This window comes from Streptomyces sp. NPDC020807, assembly GCF_040641575.1.
In the GTDB taxonomy this organism is placed as follows: Bacteria; Actinomycetota; Actinomycetes; order Streptomycetales; family Streptomycetaceae; genus Streptomyces.
In genome coordinates this window covers 41,419-59,003 of the sequence record NZ_JBFADU010000003.1, presented here as the reverse complement: position 1 = coordinate 59,003, position 17,585 = coordinate 41,419, and the positions used below count along the sequence as shown (strand labels likewise).

Sequence of the window (17,585 nt, the reverse complement as noted above, 5' to 3'; positions counted from 1 at the left end):
GGAGGGTCAGTCCCTGAGCAGGTCCGGCACCCCGTCCGCGTCCGGCATGTCCCGGTCCCCCGAGACGACCGTCAGGGCCTGCGTGGAGCGCGTCAGCGCCACGTACAGGACCCGCAGGCCGGCCGGGGACTCGTCGGCGATCTCGGCCGGCGAGACGACGACCGTGGCGTCGTACTCCAGGCCCTTCGCCTCCAGGGAGCCGAGCGCCACCACCCGGTCGCCGAGGTCCGCGAGCCAGCGGGCGGCCTCCGCGCGCCGGTTCATGGCGACGACGACGCCGACCGTACCCTCGACCTCCGTGAGCAGCCGCTGCGCCTCGAAACGTACGGTTTCGGCCAGATCCGCCTTCTCGGGGACCGTGACGAACCGGGGCTCGACGCCCGTCGAGCGGACCGCGCGGGGCGACTCCTTGCCGGGCATGGCGAGGGCGAGGACCTTGGCGGCGAGCTCGGCGATCTCCGCGGGGTTGCGGTAGTTCACCGTGAGCTCGAAGCGGCGGCGGGGACGGCTGCCGAGGGCCTCGTCGCGGGCGGCGGCGGCCTCGTCCGGGTCGGACCAGGAGGACTGGGCCGGGTCGCCGACGATCGTCCAGGTGGCGTGCCGGCCGCGGCGGCCGACCATCCGCCACTGCATGGGCGTCAGGTCCTGGGCCTCGTCGACGATGACGTGCGCGTACTCGGTCCGCTCGGCGGCGAGCCGCTCGGCCCGCTCGCGCTGCGTCTCCTCGCGCACGGGCATGAGCTCCTCCAGACCCGTCAGCTGGTCCAGCGGGTCGTACTCGCGCTTCTTGCGCGGCCGGGCCGGGGCGCCGAGCAGGGTGTGGAGCTCGTCGAGGAGGGCCACGTCGTGCACGGACAGCTCCGGGCGGCGCAGCGAGCGGGCCAGCCGCCGCACCTCGCCCGGGTTGAGGATCCGGCGCGCCCAGCGGCCGAGCCGCCGCTCGTCGGCCATGGCGTCGAGGACCTGACGGGGGGTGAGCTCGGGCCACCAGGCGTCGAGGAAGCCGAGGAAGGCGTCCTCGGTCGACACGTCCTCGTCGAAGGAGGCGCGCAGCTCGGCGGCGAGCTCGGGGTCGCTGTGCCGCCCCGCGGAACCGGACCTGGCGTACAGCGCGTCGAGGAGCAGGCGGCGGGCACGGGGGCGGAGCAGGTTGACGGGCGCGGTGCCGCCCAGGACGTTGTGGCGGATGCGGCGGAGCTCGTCGGCCTCCAGCTCCAGGCGGCGCCCGAAGGCGACGACCCGGAGCCGGGTCGGCGTCCCGGCCGGGGCGGCCTCCTCCTCGCCGAGCTCGGGCTGCTGGTGCGCCTTGGGCGCGGGGGTCTCCAGGGCGCCCCGGGCGGCCTTGCGGAGCACGGCGAGCATCCGGGAGGAGCCCTTGATCCGGGCGACGGCCGGGTCGTCGTACGCGGTGGCCTCGGCGCCGTCGACGAGCGAGCCGACGGCGCGGATGGCGACCTGGCCCTCCTCGCCGAGGGAGGGCAGGACGCCCTCGGTGTACGAGACGAGGAGCGGGGTCGGGGAGACGATGAGGATGCCGCCGGCGTAGCGCCGCCGGTCCTGGTAGAGCAGGTAGGCGGCCCGGTGCAGGGCGACGGCGGTCTTGCCGGTGCCCGGCCCGCCCTCGACGTACGTCACCGACGCGGCGGGCGCGCGGATGACGAGGTCCTGCTCGGCCTGGATGCTGGAGACGATGTCCCGCATGGTGTGGCTGCGGGCCTGGCCGAGCGCGGCCATGAGGGCGCCGTCACCGATGACGGGCAGCTCGTGCCCGTCGAGGGTGGCGCGCAGCTCGGGGCGCATGAGGTCGTCCTCGACGCCGAGGACGCGGCGGCCCTTGGAGCGGATGACGCGGCGGCGGACGACCCGGCCCGGGTCGACGGGGGTGGACCGGTAGAAGGGCGCGGCCGCGGGGGCCCGCCAGTCGATCACCAGGGGCGCGTAGTCGGAGTCGAGGACCCCGATCCGCCCGATGTGGAGGGTCTCGCCGATCTCGGCGGTGTTGTCGTCCCGTACGGCGTCGTCAGCGGGCTCGACGGACGTGTACGCGCCGTCGGGTCCCTTCTTCCCGTCCTTCCCGTAGAGGAGGTCGATCCGGCCGAAGAGGAAGTCCTCGAACTCGTTGTTGAGCCGGTTGAGATGGATGCCGGCGCGGAACACCTGGGCGTCGCGCTCGGCGAGCGCGCCGGGCGTGCCGACGTGGCCCTTCTGGGCGGCGTCGTTCATCAGGAACTCGGCCTCGTGGATCTTCTCCTCGAGACGTCGGTAGACCTGATCGAGATGTTCCTGCTCGACACCGATCTCACGGTCGACGACCGTGTCCACGGCTTCCTGCGCGGCCACCTAAGGCCCCCTTCTCACGTGCACTGGGCAGCCGTCGAGCGTACGGCACGAGGGGGTGCCGTGTCAGGCGCGCGGAGGCGGGTCGTCGTGCAGCAGCCGCTGGAAGAGGTGGTGGTCGCGCCAGGCACCGGCGATGTGCAGGTATCCGGGCGCGGTCCCGATCCGCCGGAACCCGCTCTTCTCCAGGACCCGTTGCGAGGCGACGTTGTCGAGCAGGGTCGACGCCTCGACCCGGTGCAGCCCGAGTTCGTCGCGCGAGGCGCGGAGGACGTGCTCGACGAGCGAGGAGGCGATGCCCCTCCCCACGTACTCCCCGTCGACCCAGTACCCGAGCGATCCGCTCCGGAAGGGCCCGAGCACGATCCCGGACAGGATCGCTGCCCCGACGATCCGCTCCCCGTCGACCACGAACCACCGCACGCCGCCGTCGGCCAGCCGCTCGGCCTGCCCCTCGGGGGTGTAGTACCGGTCGGGGTCGCGGTAGGGCTCGGTGGCGGCCATGTGGGCGCGGTTGCGGTCGAGGGCGAGCGCGAGGGCGGCGGCGTCACCGGGTTCGGCGGGCCGGATGCGGAGGACGCCGTCAACGCGAGGGGCGTTATCGGTGCGGGGGTCGTCGTCGGTGCGGGAGTCGTCGGGGGTACGGAGGGCGTCGGGGGTACGGCGGGCGTCGGGGGTACGGCGGGCGTCGGCGGTCATCCCCGTACGGTACGGACCGGGGGCCGCGCCCCGCCGCCTGCCCGGGCCAGTGCCCCTGCCAGTGCCCCGGCCCGTGCCCCGCCTCCCGCCCCGGCCCGTGCCGCTATCCGTCGTACTTGGCGTCCGCCGCCGGGTCGAGCGCCAGCCGGTAGCCCCGCTTCACCACGGTCTGGATCAGCTTCGGCGTCCCGAGGGCCGTCCGCAGGCGGGCCATCGCCGTCTCGACGGCGTGCTCGTCGCGGCCCGCGCCGGGCAGGGCGCGCAGGAGGTCGGCCCGGGAGACGACCCAGCCGGGGCGGCGGGCCAGGAGGCCCAGGAGGGCCATCCCGGCGGGCGGGACCGGGCGGAGGACCCCGTCGACGAGGACCGCGTGCCCGCGGACCTCGACCCGGTGCCCCGCCACGGGCAGGACCCGTGCCCGGGAGGGCAGTTCGGTGCAGAGCAGCTGGACGAGCGGCCCGAGCCGGAACCGCTCCGGCTGGTGGGTGTCGATGCCCTCCGCCTGGAGCGGCAGCGCGGTCACGGGCCCCACGCACACGGCGAGCACGTCGTGCCGCAGCGCCTCGACGAGCCTGTCCCGTACCCCCCGGTCCTCCGCCCGGACGAACAGCGAGGCCGCCGCCGGCGCGCTGGTGAACGTCACGGCGTCCACGCTCCGCGCGAGCACCGCGTCGAGCAGCCGGTCGAGCGGGGCGAGGTCCTCGGGCGGCATCCACCGGTAGACGGGCACGCCGACGACCTCCGCGCCGCCCGCCTCCAGCGTCTCGACGAAGCCGGGCAGCGGCTCCCCGTGCAGCTGGATGGCGATGCGCCGCCCCTCGACGCCCTCGGCGAGGAGCCGGTCGAGGACCTCGGCCATGGACTCGGAGGACGGCGACCAGGTCTCGGTGAGACCGGCGGCCCGTACCGCGCCCTTGACCTTCGGTCCCCGGGCGAGGAGTTCGACGCCCCGCAGGACGCCGAGGAGCTCCTCCCCGTACCCCCAGCCCTCGGCCGCCTCGACCCACCCCCGGAATCCGATCGCCGTCGTGGCGACGACGACGTCCGGGGCGTGCGCGATGAGTTCCTTGGTCGCGGCGAGGAGTTCGGTGTCGTCCGCGAGCGGCACGATCCGCAGTGCGGGCCCGTGGACGACGGCCGCGCCGCGCCGCCGCAGCAGCGCGATGAGTTCGTCTGCGCGCCGCGCCGCCGTGACGCCGACCGTGAAGCCGGCGAGGGGGCCGACGGGGGCGCCGTGTTCTTGCTCGTCCATGAGGCCTGAGCCTGACGCGGACGCGTGACGGATGAGGTTCGCCCGTATTTCCTGATCGTTACGGTCCACGCGGTCCGTGCCGGCCACCGCGGGTCAGACCTTCGCGTATCCGGTGCGGGGCTCCGCCTCCGTGACGGCGGCCGCGGTCTCCGGCACGGCGGTCGGCCGGCGAAGGTATACCGCCCAGGTGACGAGGATGCAGGCCGCGTAGAAGGCGAGGAAGGCGACGAACGCGCCGGTGCCGGTGCCGGCGGTCTGGAAGGACTGGCGGAAGGCGAGGTTGATGCCGAGGCCGCCGATCGCGCCGATGGCACCGATGAGCCCCATGGAGGCGCCGGAGAGCCGTCGGCCGTACGCCTCGGCCGCCTCGCCCGACAGCCCCTTGCGGTGGCCCTGGGCGAGGAAGATCGCCGGGATCATCTTGTACGTGGAGCCGTTGCCGAGGCCGCTGAGGACGAAGAGTCCGATGAAGCCGACGAGGAAGACGGTGAGCGACTCGACGACGGAGGCGTAGATGACGACGCCGGTCGCGGCGGCCATCGCGACGAAGGTCGCGAGGGTGATGCGGGCGCCGCCGTGCCGGTCGGCGAGGGAGCCGCCGACGGGCCTGATGAGGGAGCCGAGGAGCGGGCCGATGAAGGTGAGCGAGGCGGCCTGGAGCGGGGTGCGGCCGAACTGCGTCTGGAGGACGAGGCCGAAGGCGAAGCTGTAGCCGATGAAGGAGCCGAAGGTGCCGATGTAGAGGAAGGCCATGATCCAGGTGTGCCGGGCACGCACGGCCTGCTTGACCGCGCCGGTGTCGTTCCTGACGGGGGCGAGGTTGTCCATGAAGAGCGCGGAGCACACGGCGGCGACGACGATCAGCGGCAGGTAGACGCCGAGCACGATCCGGGGGTGCATCGCCCCGGCGGTGCCGATGACGAGCAGGCCGACGAGCTGCACGACGGGGACGCCGATGTTGCCGCCGCCCGCGTTGAGGCCGAGCGCCCAGCCCTTCTTCCGCAGCGGGAAGAAGGCGTTGATGTTGGTCATGGAGGAGGCGAAGTTGCCGCCGCCGACGCCGGTGAGGGCGGCGACGAGGACGAAGGTCGTGTACGAGGTCCCCGGCTCCATCACCACGAAGGCGAACCCGGCGGGCAGCAGGAGCAGCAGGGCGCTGAAGACCGTCCAGTTCCGGCCGCCGTAGCGGGCGACGGCGAAGGTGTACGGGACGCGGATGAGCGCGCCGACGAGGGTGGCGGTCGCGATCAGGAAGAACTTCCCGGCGGGGTCGATCCCGTACTGCGGTCCCATGAAGAGGACCATGACCGACCACAGGCTCCAGACGGAGAAGCCGATGTGCTCGGAGAAGACGGAGAAGAGGAGGTTCCTGCGGGCGATCCGCTCCCCCGTCTCGCGCCAGAACGTCTCGTCCTCCGGTTCCCACCGTTCGATCCAGCGGCCAGCCATCACGCACCTCCACGCAGTCGGAACCCTGACCCGACCGACGCTAGGGAGGCCGCGTTTCAGGCCGGTGCCGCGAGGTGACGGCGACGGAACCTTGCTCTCACCCGGCGCGCGCGAAGCCTGTGAGCGCCGGTCACGCCACCCCCGGCTCCCCCTCCGGCAGCCACGAACCCGGCGGGCGTTCCAGCCAGCCCTCCCGCGTCCCGATCTCCGCGGCGGCGGTCCGCAGGGCGTCGAGACCGGGGTGGTGACGGCCCTTGCGCCACACCAGGCTCACGGGTGACAGGGGTACGGGGTCGACGAGCGGCCGCTGGACGCAGCCCGGTGTCGGCGGGAAGCCGACCACGACGAGCACCGGGTTGCGGTGCTTCGCCATGATCCGCTGGAACTCCTCGTGGCCGATCGCCACCGGCCAGGACGTGGCGACCTCGATCCCGCGCCCCGCGAAGAGCCGGGCGGCGAGGTCGGTCCACTCCAGGGTGAGGTCGTTGCCCGCGCCCGCGTAGACCTGCTCCCCGGCGAGCGCGGCGAGCGGCACCTCGGGCAGGCCGGCGTGCTCGTGGTCCTCGGGGAGGAGCACGGCCATCCGCTCGTACCGCACGAGCACGCTGTCGAGCCGCGCCCTGAGCGCGGGGGCGAGCCCTCCGTACCGCCCGAAGGAGGCGTCGATGCGGCCGGCGAGGATCTCGCGCGCGGCGCCGGTGAGTCCGCTCTCGTACCGGCTCATCAGCTCCTGGTCGGGGGCGAGTTCGCGGGCCCGGCGCAGGACGCGCTCGTGGGCGAGGCCGGGGGTGTTGAGGTCGACGAGCAGGGGCCAGGGCGCGGCCCGGAAGGCGTCGGCGAGCTCCTGGTGGGCGGCCAACACCCGCCGGGCGTACGGGAGGAGGCGCTCGCCGTCCGGGGTGAGCGCGACCTGCCGGGTGGTCCGCACGAAGAACTCCGCGCCCAACTCCCTCTCCAGGCGCCGGATGTCACGGCTCAGGGCCTGCTGCGCGACGTACAGCCGGGCGGCGGCGCGGGTGAAGTGGAGCTCCTCGGCGACGGCGACGAAGGCGCGCAGGAGACGGGGGTCGGTGTCACGGGGAGCGGGAGCCGGGGAGATCACCGCGCCATCTAACAACACAGATGCGTGAATGGCGACCGATCAGGTGTTGGACCGGTGCCCGGCTCCCCCGCGAACCTTGGTCCATGCCGCAAGCCGACCTCACCCTCACCCCGGCGGGCCCGGCCCTCGCCCCGCGCTACACCGACCGCAGCCCGCTCCCCCGGAAGACCCCCCGCAGCCCCTACCTCCGCCTCTTCAGCGTCCCCGGCACCCGCGCCTTCACCGCGGGCAACATCGTCGCCCGCCTCCCCACCGGCATGTTCGGCATCAGCGCCGTGGTCATGATCTCGGGCCGGTACGACTCCTACGCCCTCGCCGGCGCCGTCACCGCCACCGGCATGGCCGCCGGAGCGGTCACCGCCCCCTGGATCGCCCGCTGCGTCGACCGGTACGGGCAGTCCCGCGTGGCCGTACCGGCCGCCGCGTACGCCGCGCTCGGCCAGCTGGTCCTGCTGCTCTGCGTCCACCAGAAGGCTCCGGCCTGGGCGCTCCTCCTGACCTGCGCGCTCACCGCCACCCAGCCGAACATGGGCGGCATGTCCCGGGCCCGCTGGGCGCACCTCCTGCGGGACGACCCGGACGCGCTGCACACCGCGAACGCCTTCGAGCAGGCCGTCGACGAGCTCTGCTTCATGCTCGGCCCGGTGCTCGCCGCCCTGGTCTGCGCGGCGCTCTTCCCCGAGGCGGGCACGCTCCTCGCCGCCACCCTCTTCCTCGCCGGGGCGCTGCTCTTCACCGCCCAGCGCTCCACCGAGCCGCCGGTCTCGCCGCGCACCGCCGCGGGCTCCCCGCTGCGCGCCCGCGGCATGGTGCCGCTGCTCGCGGTCTTCCTCGCCACCGGCGCGATCTTCGGCTCGATGGAGGTGGTCGCCCTGGCCTTCGTGGACGGCCCCGTCGCCGGTCCCGTCCTCGCCCTCCAGGCGGCGGGCTCCTGCGCGGCCGGCCTGCTCTACGGCCGTGCCCGCCGCGCCTTCGGACTCCGTACCTGCCTGGCGGCGATGACCGTCACGATGGCGATGCCGCTGCTCGCGGCCACCACCGGTTCGCTCCTCGCCCTCGCCGCCGGGCTGCTCGTCGCCGGGATGGCGACGGCCCCGACGATGGTCACCGGCATGGGCCTGGTCCAGCGCCTGACGCCCCCGGCCCAGCTCAACGAGGGCATGACCCTCGCGGTGACCGCGCTGCTCGCCGGGATCGCGGTGGGCTCGGCCACCGGCGGCTGGTCCGCCGACCACGCGCCCTTCCCGGCCTTCGGCTTCCTCGTCCCGGTCACGGCGGCGGCCGTGGCGCTGACCCTGTGCGCGGCGACCGGCGTCGGCCGCCGCGCACCGGACCCGCTCTAGGGTCTGTCCGACCCTGATCCGCCGGACAGGCCCTAGCTCTGGCGGAGGGCCGGCATCGGCACCTGGACGCCGTACGCGGTCGCGCCCGCGCCCGCGCCGCCCGCGCAGCCGTTCGGCTCCTGGGTGCCGAGGCCGCGGGTCGACGGCTTCTCGGCCGCCCAGAACATGTAGCCGAGGAGCCCGGCCGTGGTCCCGGCCCCGTTCGGGGCCGCGTTGCGCACCCAGTCGCCCGTGGCCTTCTGGAGCGAGTTCGCGAAGTCGGTGCACTCGGGCAGGGGGCTGCGCCCGTACGCGAGGTAGAGCCCGGCCGTGAACTTGGCGGGGGCCAGCGGGAGCACCGGCGGAGCGAACTGCGACTTGCCGTCGATGTGCTCCTGCCAGTTGGCGATGTGGGAGCTCGCCGAGGCGGGCCGCGCGGTCACCATCGCGTTGGCGTAGTCGAGGACGGGCCGGTCGGTGCGGAGCCAGTCGGCGGTGGCCTTGCGGTTGATGTCGATGAGCCAGCGGTCACCCGCGGCGGTGTCGATGGTGAGGCGCGCGGCCGGCTTCGCACCGGAGGCGTCGTAGGCGTGGACGGAGCGGTAGGCGTCGATGAAGGCCTGGAGCCCGGCGAGGTTCGGGTCGGTGTTCTGCTCGTAGTCGATCTCGATGCCGACGCCGAGGTCGGCGGCGACGGCGGCGGCGTTCAGGCCGAGCTGGGTGGCGTTCTCGGCAAGGGCCGCGTCCCACTCGTCGGTGTAGGTGATGCCGCCGATGGAGAGCATCACGCGGATCCCGCGCGAGGTGAAGTACTGGACGACGTCCCGGTTCATGCCGACGGGCACGCCGTTGGCGGTGGTGGCGTCGTTGGTGCGGCGCAGCAGCTTGAGCGGCTCGACGAAGCTGAGGACGACGAGGTTGACGGAGGGCCGGCCGTCGCCCCGGTCGATGATCCAGTGGTTCTTGGCGTCGAACTCGGCGATGTCGCGGACGGTGCCCCAGGTGCAGTAGTCGTCGCCGCAGTGCCAGGTGCCGTAGATCTGCACGGGCGCGGGGGCCGCGGCGCCGGCGCCGGCGGGGAGCGCGGTGGCGGGGACGACGAGGGCGAGGAGCATGAACAGGACCGCGAGGGCTCTGCGGCGCATACGTACCTCCGGGAAAGCCGTGGCGTGGGGGGCGGCGACCGAAGAGTGTCAGGTACAGACCAAGCCCACAAGGGGGCGGGACGCCCCGACCGGAGAGCATGACAAAGGCCCGGCAGTCGCTCGCGCGACCACCGGGCCTGTGCCCACATGGGATGAGTGGAGATGGCGGGAATCGAACCCGCGTCCAACGGTGCGGAATCAGGGCTTCTCCGTGTGCAGTCTGGTACGAGTTTCTCAGCCCTCCGGATCACCCAGACAAGTCCGGAACGGGCTCAGCCACTGTTTGATTTCCCTCCAACCCCCGTGACCGGGGCTGGAGGTTTAGATCCCTGAATGACGCCAGGATCCGGGTCGGGACCACCCCCGGGCTGACGCTCCTCACAGAGGCTTCTGTTCGTTACCTAAAATTAGGCAGCGAGGGCGAAGCGGGAGTTATCGCTCTTGGTGTTGGCGATTATTGGTTGCGACATATGGTTTACGAGATCATTGCCGCTTCCTCGACACGCTTCCCACTGCTTCGACATCCGCTGTCGAAACCGATCATCCCCATGTTGTGTTTTCAAAGCGCGCACCCTCTGTGGGGTGCGTGACCCATCGTACGTGACCGACGGGTGCGGTTGCCAGCGAATAAACCGCGTCAGCCGCGCGCCGCCGCCTGGGCCGCCCGCTGCCGCCGCTTCGCCGCCGCGATCGCCTTCGCGGTCTCGCGCGTGTCCTGCTTCTCCCGCAGGGTCTGCCGCTTGTCGTACTCCTTCTTGCCCTTGGCGAGCGCGATCTCGCACTTCACCCGGCCGTTCAGGAAGTACAGCGCGAGGGGCACGATCGTGTGACCCGTCTCCGAGGCCTTCGACTCCAGCTTGTCGATCTCGGCGCGGTGGAGCAGCAGCTTGCGCTTCCGCTTGGCGTGGTGGTTGGTCCAGCTGCCCTGCATGTACTCCGGGACGTGGATGTTGTGCAGCCACGCCTCGTGGTTGTCGATCTGGACGAAGCCGTCGACCAGCGAGGCCCGCCCCATGCGCAGCGACTTCACCTCGGTGCCCATGAGCACCACACCGCACTCGTAGGTGTCGATGATGTGGTAGTCGTGCCGCGCCTTCTTGTTCTGCGCGATGAGCTTGCGCTCCGGCGCCTTGTCCGCTGTCTTCTTGGCAGGCTTGCCCTGCACGTTCACGAGTCCCTTGGCCATAGTGCGGTCATTTTCGCACTAGGAGCCCCCTCCGAGGCCACTCAATACCGTTCTCGCCCGCTCCTCGGCCCGGTCCGCGGCGACCACGTCCGGGGTGATGCCCCGGCCGTCGACCGCGTGGCCCTCCGGAGTGCGGTAGTGGCCGACGGTCAGCTCGGCGACGGAGCCGTCCGGCAGCTCGCTCGGCATCTGCACCGAGCCCTTGCCGAAGGTCCGCGAACCGACGGTCACCGCCCGGCCCCGGTCCTGGAGGGCGCCGGTGAGCAGCTCGGCGGCGCTCATGGTGCCCCCGTCGACCAGCGCGACCAGGGGCCTCCCCGTGTCCCCGCCCCCCTCCGCGTACACGGCCCGCTGCTCGCCCTCGACGTCGTACGTGGCGACGAGCCCGCCGTCCAGGAACGCCGAGGCGGCGACGGCGGCCTCCGAGACGAGGCCCCCCGCGTTGCCCCGCAGGTCGAGGAGGACCCCCGCGCCGGCGGGGGCGGCCCGTACGGCGTCCCGGACGCGAGCCCCCGAGCCCGTCGTGAAGGCGGTCACCTTGATCAGCACGGCCCCGCCGTCGAGCCGTCGCACGGTGACGGGGTCCGTCTCCAGCCGCGCCCGCCGCAGGGTCTCGTCCCACACGTCCCGCCCGCGCCCGACGCGGAGCTCCACCGGCGTCCCGGGCTCCCCGTCCCCCCGCAGCAGCGACACGACCTCGGACACGGACAGCCCGTCGACCTCGCGCCCGTCGACCGCCACGATCCGGTCCCCGACCCGCAGCCCGGCCCGGTCCGCCGGCCCTCCGTCCTGGACCCGCGTCACCCGCACACCGTCGGCACCGGACCGCCCGGCCGAGAGCCCGACCCCCGTGTAGGCCCCGTCGAGGGACCGCTCGAAGGCCGCGTACTCCCGCTTGTCGTACACCGCGCTCCACCGGTCACCGCTCCGGCTCACGAACTCCTCGGCCGCCTCGGTCCCCGACTTCCCGTCGGCGATGGCCGCCGCGGCGACCCGCCGCACCGCGGCCCGGTCCCCACCCGCGCCCTCCGCCGCGGCCCCCGCACTCTCCTCCCGGGGCAGCACCCCGGTGGCGGCGGCGGTGGCGAGCACCCCGGCGAAGACCAACGTCAAAACGGCCCCACGGAGCACTCCGCGGGGCCGGATACACAGCCCTTCACCGCCGACCGGCACGCGGCCCACTCTAGGACAAGCAAAAGGCGCCGCACGGCCTTTGACCGCACGACGCCATCCGCCGTCAGTGGGCTCTTGTCACACCTTCAGGTACTTGCGCAGCGCGATGAAGGCCGCCACGGCCGGCATCAGAAGGCCGATCACGAGGACGAGCGGGAGGACCGAGAGGACGGCGTCCCAGCCGATGAACTGGACCAGCTGCATCTTCTCGGCGAGCGCGATGCCGTGGTCGATGAGGAAGTACCGGCCGACCAGCAGCAGCACGCAGGCGACGGCGCCGCCGAGGAGGCCCGCGAAGGCGGCCTCCATGATGAAGGGCATCTGGATGTAGAAGCTGGACGCGCCGACGAGCCGCATGATGCCGGTCTCGCGGCGGCGGCTGAAGGCCGAGACGCGGACGGTGTTGACGATCAGCATCAGGGCGATGACCAGCATCAGGCCCATGACGCCGAGCGCCGCGATGTTCATGCCGTTCATCAGGTCGAAGAGGTTCTGCAGAATGCCCCGCTGGTCCTGCACCGACTCGACGCCGTCACGGCCGGCGAAGGCGGTGGCCACGACCTTGTACTTCTCCGGGTCCTTGAGCTTGACCCGGAACGACTCCTGCATCTGGTCCGGCGTGATGACGGAGGCGATGGCGGTGTCGCTGTACTGCTCCTTGTAGTGCTTGAAGGCCTCGTCGGCAGTCTCGTGGTGCACGTTCTCCACGATGTCCATCTTCTCCAGATCGGCCTTGATCTGGTCCTTCTGCTGCGCCGTGACCGCGCCCTTGGCGCACTTCGGCGCCGTGGCCGCGTCCGTCTTGTTGCAGAGGAAGATGGAGACGTTGACCTTGTCGTACCAGTAGTCCTTCATCGTGCTGACCTGCTCGCGCATGAGCAGCGCACCGCCGAACAGGGCGAGCGAAAGGGCCACGGAGATGACGACGGCGAAGGTCATCGTCAGGTTGCGCCGGAGACCGACGCCGATCTCGGAAAGCACGAACTGAGCGCGCATGGGTCTGCTTTCTCCTACTCGCTACAGCTCAGTGCTGGTATCCGTAGACGCCGCGCGCCTGGTCGCGGACGAGACGGCCCTGTTCCAGCTCGATGACGCGCTTGCGCATCTGGTCGACGATGTTCTGGTCGTGGGTCGCCATGACGACGGTGGTCCCCGTCCTGTTGATGCGGTCCAGCAGCTTCATGATGCCGACGGACGTCTGCGGGTCGAGGTTGCCGGTCGGCTCGTCCGCGATCAGCAGCATCGGACGGTTCACGAAGGCGCGCGCGATGGCCACGCGCTGCTGCTCACCACCGGAGAGCTCGCCCGGCCGCCGGTCCTCCTTGCCGCCGAGACCGACGAGGTCGAGCACCTGCGGCACGGCCTTGCGGATCTCGCCGCGCGGCTTGCCGATGACCTCCTGCGCGAAGGCCACGTTCTCGGCGACGGTCTTGTTGGGCAGCAGGCGGAAGTCCTGGAAGACGGTGCCGAGCTGGCGCCGCATGTGCGGGACCTTCCAGTTGGAGAGCCGGGCCAGGTCCTTGCCGAGGACGTGCACCTGCCCTTGGCTGGCGCGCTCCTCACGCAGGAGGAGCCGCAGGAAGGTCGACTTTCCGGAGCCGGACGAACCGACGAGGAAGACGAACTCCCCCTTCTCGATCTCCAGGGAGACATCCCGGAGCGCGGGGCGGTTCTGCTTCGGATAGGACTTGGAGACGTTGTCGAATCGGATCACGGATGCACCACGGTCGGCCGGGAGTAGGTGTGCGTGACCTTACGCGAACGGCACAGGCCCGCGCAGTCGCGGTCCCGACTTACGTGGTTTATCCTTTTTCACCCTTTGCGGCGACGGCCGTGCCTTCCGGCGAGACGCGCCGAAACGTGCCGGAGCTGGCACAGTGGTAGGGGGAACGTCCGGAACTCACCGAACGTTGTCCTGGTGTGGATCCCTGTGCGGGAGGAGGAGAGCGCATGACCTACGACCGACTGGTGTGCGCCAACTGCGCGGCCCCGGTCGCCGAGGGCCGATGCCCCGTCTGCCGCGCGAACCGGGAGCGTCTGACCCCCCAGGGTCCGACCCCGGCGATGCTGCTGACGCTGGCGATCGCGCTGCTCGCCACCCTCGCCCTGCTCGCGGTGGTCCAGACGGCGTAGCCGTATCGGGCGTGGAAAGAAGGGCCGGGGAGATCTCTCTCCCCGGCCCTTCTCCGTCACACGGCCGTGCTTCGTCAGGCGGCGACGTTGCCGTCACGGGCGACGAGACGCGGCAGCATGCGGAAGCCGATGCCGCCCGCGATCATGGTCGCGGCGCCGATGATCAGGAACGAGGTCTCGGCCGCGCCGGTCTCGGCGAGCTCCTCCTTGGCCTCGCCCTGCTGCACGGGCTGCGAGCCGACGGCGTCGGTGTCGGTGTTGCCGTTGCCGCTGGCGTTGCCGCTGCCGGTGTCGACGCACTCCGCGCCGTCGAGGTCGACGGTGCAGGTGCCGACGTCACCGGAGCCGGTCGAGCCGGAGTCGCCCGAACCGGTGGAGCCGGTCGAGCCGGTCGAGCCGGAGGCGCCCTCTTCGGAACCGGTGGTTCCGGTGGTGCCCGTCGTGCCGGTGGTGCCCGTCGAACCGGTCGAACCCGTCGAACCGCTGGAGCCGTTCGAGCCGTTGGACCCGTTGGACCCGTTCGAGCCGTTGGACCCGTTCGACCCATTGGATCCGTTCGACCCGTTGTCCGTGGGGTCGGTCGGGTTGGCCGTGGGCTCGACCGTCGGCTCGACGGTCGGCTCCACCGTGGGCTCCACCGTGGGCTCGACGGTCGGCTCCACCGTCGGCTCGACGGTCGGCTCGACGGTCGGCTCCACCGTCGGCTCGACGGTCGGCTCCACCGTCGGCTCGACAGTCGGTTCCACCGTCGGCTCGACGGTCGGCTCCACGGTGGGCTCGACGGTCGGCTCGATCGTCGGCTCCGGGTCCGTGTCGCAGACCGCGGGCGGGACGCAGACCGGCGGCTCCGTCGGGTCGGCCTGGGCCACGCCCGCCACGGTCATCGAAGCGCCGGCGGCGATCACCGCACCGGCGGCGATGCGCGCGAGGCGCACTCGCGTCTTCTTCGTCATCTGGTTGCTACCCCCAGTAGCTCAACTCGTCATGGGGCAGCGCTCGGGGCCCCGCGCGCAGGGGGCGACATCGCGACTGAACCGGGCCCCCGTTCACACGCGCCCCAGAAATGCGCATGCCAATAGGCCACCCTTTCGACTTTCCGATGAGCCGTCAAGGTCGTTGCGCGTGCGATGCCGGAAAGATCCACAATCGCCCGCCATATGACGATGCAACTGTGACGTGAAGCCGTAACTCCGGCCTCCGGGAGCGCAGTTCCCTTGTCGACAAAGCGCCCGAGACCGCACTCCTCCGCTTGCTCCAGCGAATTCGTGCCCCCCTCGGAAACGGGTACGGGCCCCGCACCACCCAGGTGCGGGGCCCGTACTCGTACGAACGGGGTTACTTCTCCTGCTGCTTGCGCCAGCGGATACCGGCCTCCAGGAAGCCGTCGATCTCGCCGTCGAGGACCGCCTGCGGGTTGCCGACCTCGAACTCCGTCCGGAGGTCCTTGACCATCTGGTACGGGTGGAGCACGTACGACCGCATCTGGTTGCCCCAGGAGCTGCCGCTGTCCTTGAGCGCGTCCATCTTGGCGCGCTCCTCCTGGCGCTGGCGCTCGAGGAGCTTCGCCTGGAGGACGTTCATGGCGCTCGCCTTGTTCTGGATCTGCGAGCGCTCGTTCTGGCAGGAGACGACGATGCCGGTCGGGATGTGCGTGATGCGCACGGCCGAGTCGGTCGTGTTGACGCCCTGGCCGCCGGGGCCGGAGGCGCGGTACACGTCGACGCGGAGCTCCGACTCGTCGATCTCGACGTGGTCGGAGGACTCGACGACCGGGAGGACCTCGACGCCCGCGAAGGACGTCTGGCGGCGGCCCTGGTTGTCGAAGGGCGAGATGCGGACCAGGCGGTGGGTGCCCTGCTCCACGGAGAGCGTGCCGTAGGCGTACGGCGTCTTCACGACGAAGGTGGTCGACTTGATGCCGGCCTCTTCCGCGTACGAGGTCTCGTAGATCTCGGTCGAGTAGCCGTGGCGCTCGGCCCAGCGCAGGTACATGCGCTGGAGGCGCTCGGCGAAGTCGGAGGCGTCGACGCCTCCGGCCTCGGCGCGGATGTTGACCAGCGCCTCGCGCTCGTCGTACTCGCCGGAGAGGAGGGTGCGGACCTCCATCTCGTCGAGGGCCTTGCGGACGGAGGTCAGCTCCGTCTCGGCCTCGGCGAGGGTGTCCGGGTCGTCCATCTCCTCGGCGAGCTCGAAGAGCACCCCGAGGTCGTCGATCCGACGGCGCAGGGTCTCGGTCTTGCGGACCTCGGCCTGGAGGTGCGAAAGCTTGCTCGTGATCTTCTGCGCCGCCTCCGGGTCGTCCCACAGGGACGGGGCCGCGGCCTGCTCTTCGAGCACGGCGATGTCGGCCCTCAGCTTCTCGAGGTCCAGGACGGCCTCGATCGACCCCATGGTCGAGGAGAGGGACTTCAGCTCTTCGGATACATCGACGACTGCCACGCGTCCAGCGTAACGGCTCCGGGCCGGGAGCCGAACCTTCGCCCGTGACGCCGGGGCTCAGGGCTGCGAGGACTGCTTGGAGTCCTGCGGCGGCGCGTCCCCGTCGCCGGCGGCCACCAGGTAGCCGCCGGCGCCGAGCGCGCCCGCGACCACCACGGCCGCGACGGCCAGGGTGATCCGCCGCTTGCGGACCACACCCGCCTTGTGGCGGGCCGAGCCGGGGCGGCGGGCGCCGGCCGGCCGGGGGGCGCGGGCGGTGCCGAGGGGACCGCCGGAGAGCTCGTCGGGGGCGGGGACCCGCATGGAGGTGTGGGTGTCGCGGTTGGAGTCGGCGGAGGCGCCGGGGACCAGCGGGACGGCGGCCCGGCGCGGCCCGGGTTCTCCGGCACCGGTGCCCGCGCCCGTGGCGTACGGGTCGTCCTCGTACGGCTCCGCGGACGGCTCCGCGCCGGGCTCGTCGACGTCGAGCGGGGGGATGCCCTTGAGGAGCGGCAGGACGTCCCGGAGGCGGGCGCCGAGCTCGGAGGCGCGGAGCCGGGAGGCGGGGGCCTTCGCGAGGCACTGGACGACGAGCTGCCAGAGCTCCTCGGGGATGCCGGGGAGCGGGACGACGGTCTCGGTGACGTGGCGGCGCAGGACTGCGCCGGGGTGGCCGCCGCCGAAGGGCGTGAAGCCGGCGAGGAGCTCGTACAGGACGGTCGCGAGGGCGTAGATGTCGACGGCGGCGCGGGGCGGGAGGCCCTCGACGATCTCGGGGGCGAGGTAGTCGGGGGTGCCGATGATGCGGGTGGCCTTGGTGCGGCCGGGGGTGTCGATGAGCTTCGCGACGCCGAAGTCGGTGAGCAGGGCGGGGTGGGCGCCGCCGGGGCCGAGGGGGCCCTCCATGTCGAGCAGGATGTTCTCGGGCTTGACGTCGCGGTGGACGACCCCGGCCGCGTGCGCGGCGGCGAGGCCGTCGGCGACGTCGGCGATGATCGCGACGGCGGCCTCGGGGGCGAGGCGCCGCTCGCGGTCGAGGCGGGTGCGCAGGTCGGTGCCGCGGACGAGGTCCATGACGAGCGCGAGGTCGTTGCCGTCGACGACGAGGTCGCGGACCTTGACCACCCGGGGGTGGTCGAGACCGAGCAGGGCGGTCCGCTCCTGGACGAAGCGGCCGACGAGCTCCTGGTCGGAGGCCAGGTCCTCGCGCAGCAGTTTGACGGCGACGGGCCCTTCGGGCCCCTCGCCGAGCCACACCGTTCCGGCGCTGCCCCGCCCGAGGATCTGGTGGGCGGTGTAGCGGCTGCCGATGTTCCGTGCCAAGACTGCTCCCTCAGCGGCTGCGGTTCGCGTCAAAACTACGCGTCCG

General features: G+C 72.2%; 15 protein-coding genes and 1 other RNA gene. 2 read left to right on the top strand and 14 right to left on the bottom strand.

Going from position 1 to position 17,585, the window contains the following annotated elements:
- Positions 1 to 6: 6 nt before the first annotated feature.
- The 5 genes from AB0G79_RS05855 to AB0G79_RS05835 all read right to left on the bottom strand — a co-directional run bounded on the left by AB0G79_RS05855 (position 7) and on the right by AB0G79_RS05835 (position 6,839).
- Positions 7 to 2,340, bottom strand: coding sequence for a UvrD-helicase domain-containing protein (locus AB0G79_RS05855; protein ID WP_360800729.1), 2,334 nt, complete (start codon positions 2,338 to 2,340; stop codon positions 7 to 9).
- Between the two features lie 63 nt (positions 2,341 to 2,403).
- A complete protein-coding gene (locus AB0G79_RS05850; protein WP_360800726.1) occupies positions 2,404 to 3,036 on the bottom strand; it encodes a GNAT family protein in 633 nt (210 codons plus the stop codon).
- Positions 3,037 to 3,139: 103 nt separating this feature from the next.
- On the bottom strand, positions 3,140 to 4,288 hold the full coding sequence (locus tag AB0G79_RS05845) for a uroporphyrinogen-III synthase (protein WP_360800724.1): 1,149 nt from the start codon (positions 4,286 to 4,288) through the stop codon (positions 3,140 to 3,142).
- 93 nt (positions 4,289 to 4,381) lie between these two features.
- Complete coding sequence (locus AB0G79_RS05840) at positions 4,382 to 5,737, bottom strand: nitrate/nitrite transporter (RefSeq protein WP_360800721.1); 1,356 nt, start codon at positions 5,735 to 5,737, stop codon at positions 4,382 to 4,384.
- Between the two features lie 130 nt (positions 5,738 to 5,867).
- Positions 5,868 to 6,839 carry a LysR family transcriptional regulator gene (locus AB0G79_RS05835; RefSeq protein WP_360800718.1) on the bottom strand — a complete coding sequence of 324 codons (972 nt, stop codon included), beginning with the start codon at positions 6,837 to 6,839 and terminating at the stop codon, positions 5,868 to 5,870.
- Between the two features lie 83 nt (positions 6,840 to 6,922).
- Here AB0G79_RS05835 and AB0G79_RS05830 point away from each other — a divergent pair, with 83 nt between their 5' ends.
- Positions 6,923 to 8,182, top strand: coding sequence for an MFS transporter (locus AB0G79_RS05830; protein WP_360800715.1), 1,260 nt, complete (start codon positions 6,923 to 6,925; stop codon positions 8,180 to 8,182).
- Between the two features lie 32 nt (positions 8,183 to 8,214).
- Here AB0G79_RS05830 and AB0G79_RS05825 read toward each other — a convergent pair whose 3' ends face one another.
- The 6 genes from AB0G79_RS05825 to ftsE form a co-directional block, all read right to left on the bottom strand.
- The gene (locus AB0G79_RS05825; RefSeq protein ID WP_360800712.1) at positions 8,215 to 9,306 is read right to left on the bottom strand and encodes a hypothetical protein; all 1,092 of its coding nucleotides are present in this window, start codon (positions 9,304 to 9,306) and stop codon (positions 8,215 to 8,217) included.
- Between the two features lie 154 nt (positions 9,307 to 9,460).
- Positions 9,461 to 9,854, bottom strand: a transfer-messenger RNA (tmRNA) gene (ssrA, locus tag AB0G79_RS05820).
- An 89-nt stretch (positions 9,855 to 9,943) separates the two neighbouring features.
- Positions 9,944 to 10,492: an SsrA-binding protein SmpB gene (gene smpB, locus AB0G79_RS05815; RefSeq protein WP_360800709.1), complete on the bottom strand. Its 549-nt coding sequence runs from the start codon at positions 10,490 to 10,492 to the stop codon at positions 9,944 to 9,946.
- A gap of 18 nt (positions 10,493 to 10,510) precedes the next feature.
- Positions 10,511 to 11,605 carry a S41 family peptidase gene (locus AB0G79_RS05810; RefSeq protein WP_360800706.1) on the bottom strand — a complete coding sequence of 365 codons (1,095 nt, stop codon included), beginning with the start codon at positions 11,603 to 11,605 and terminating at the stop codon, positions 10,511 to 10,513.
- Positions 11,606 to 11,743: 138 nt separating this feature from the next.
- Entirely contained in the window at positions 11,744 to 12,661 is a 918-nt protein-coding gene (gene ftsX / locus AB0G79_RS05805) for a permease-like cell division protein FtsX (RefSeq protein WP_360800703.1), read from the bottom strand.
- 28 nt (positions 12,662 to 12,689) lie between these two features.
- Positions 12,690 to 13,379 carry a cell division ATP-binding protein FtsE gene (gene ftsE, locus AB0G79_RS05800; RefSeq protein WP_150269743.1) on the bottom strand — a complete coding sequence of 230 codons (690 nt, stop codon included), beginning with the start codon at positions 13,377 to 13,379 and terminating at the stop codon, positions 12,690 to 12,692.
- 236 nt (positions 13,380 to 13,615) lie between these two features.
- On the opposite strand from ftsE, the gene AB0G79_RS05795 reads away from it, so the two are divergent.
- Positions 13,616 to 13,798 carry a hypothetical protein gene (locus AB0G79_RS05795; RefSeq protein ID WP_360800700.1) on the top strand — a complete coding sequence of 61 codons (183 nt, stop codon included), beginning with the start codon at positions 13,616 to 13,618 and terminating at the stop codon, positions 13,796 to 13,798.
- Between the two features lie 74 nt (positions 13,799 to 13,872).
- On the opposite strand, the gene AB0G79_RS05790 is transcribed toward AB0G79_RS05795, so the two are convergent.
- From AB0G79_RS05790 to AB0G79_RS05780, 3 genes are all read right to left on the bottom strand, one after another.
- Positions 13,873 to 14,751 carry a hypothetical protein gene (locus AB0G79_RS05790; protein WP_360800697.1) on the bottom strand — a complete coding sequence of 293 codons (879 nt, stop codon included), beginning with the start codon at positions 14,749 to 14,751 and terminating at the stop codon, positions 13,873 to 13,875.
- Positions 14,752 to 15,133: 382 nt separating this feature from the next.
- Complete coding sequence (gene prfB / locus AB0G79_RS05785; protein ID WP_360800694.1) at positions 15,134 to 16,237, bottom strand: peptide chain release factor 2; 1,104 nt, start codon at positions 16,235 to 16,237, stop codon at positions 15,134 to 15,136.
- Between the two features lie 57 nt (positions 16,238 to 16,294).
- The gene (locus tag AB0G79_RS05780; protein WP_360800691.1) at positions 16,295 to 17,539 is read right to left on the bottom strand and encodes a serine/threonine-protein kinase; all 1,245 of its coding nucleotides are present in this window, start codon (positions 17,537 to 17,539) and stop codon (positions 16,295 to 16,297) included.
- Positions 17,540 to 17,585: the final 46 nt, after the last annotated feature.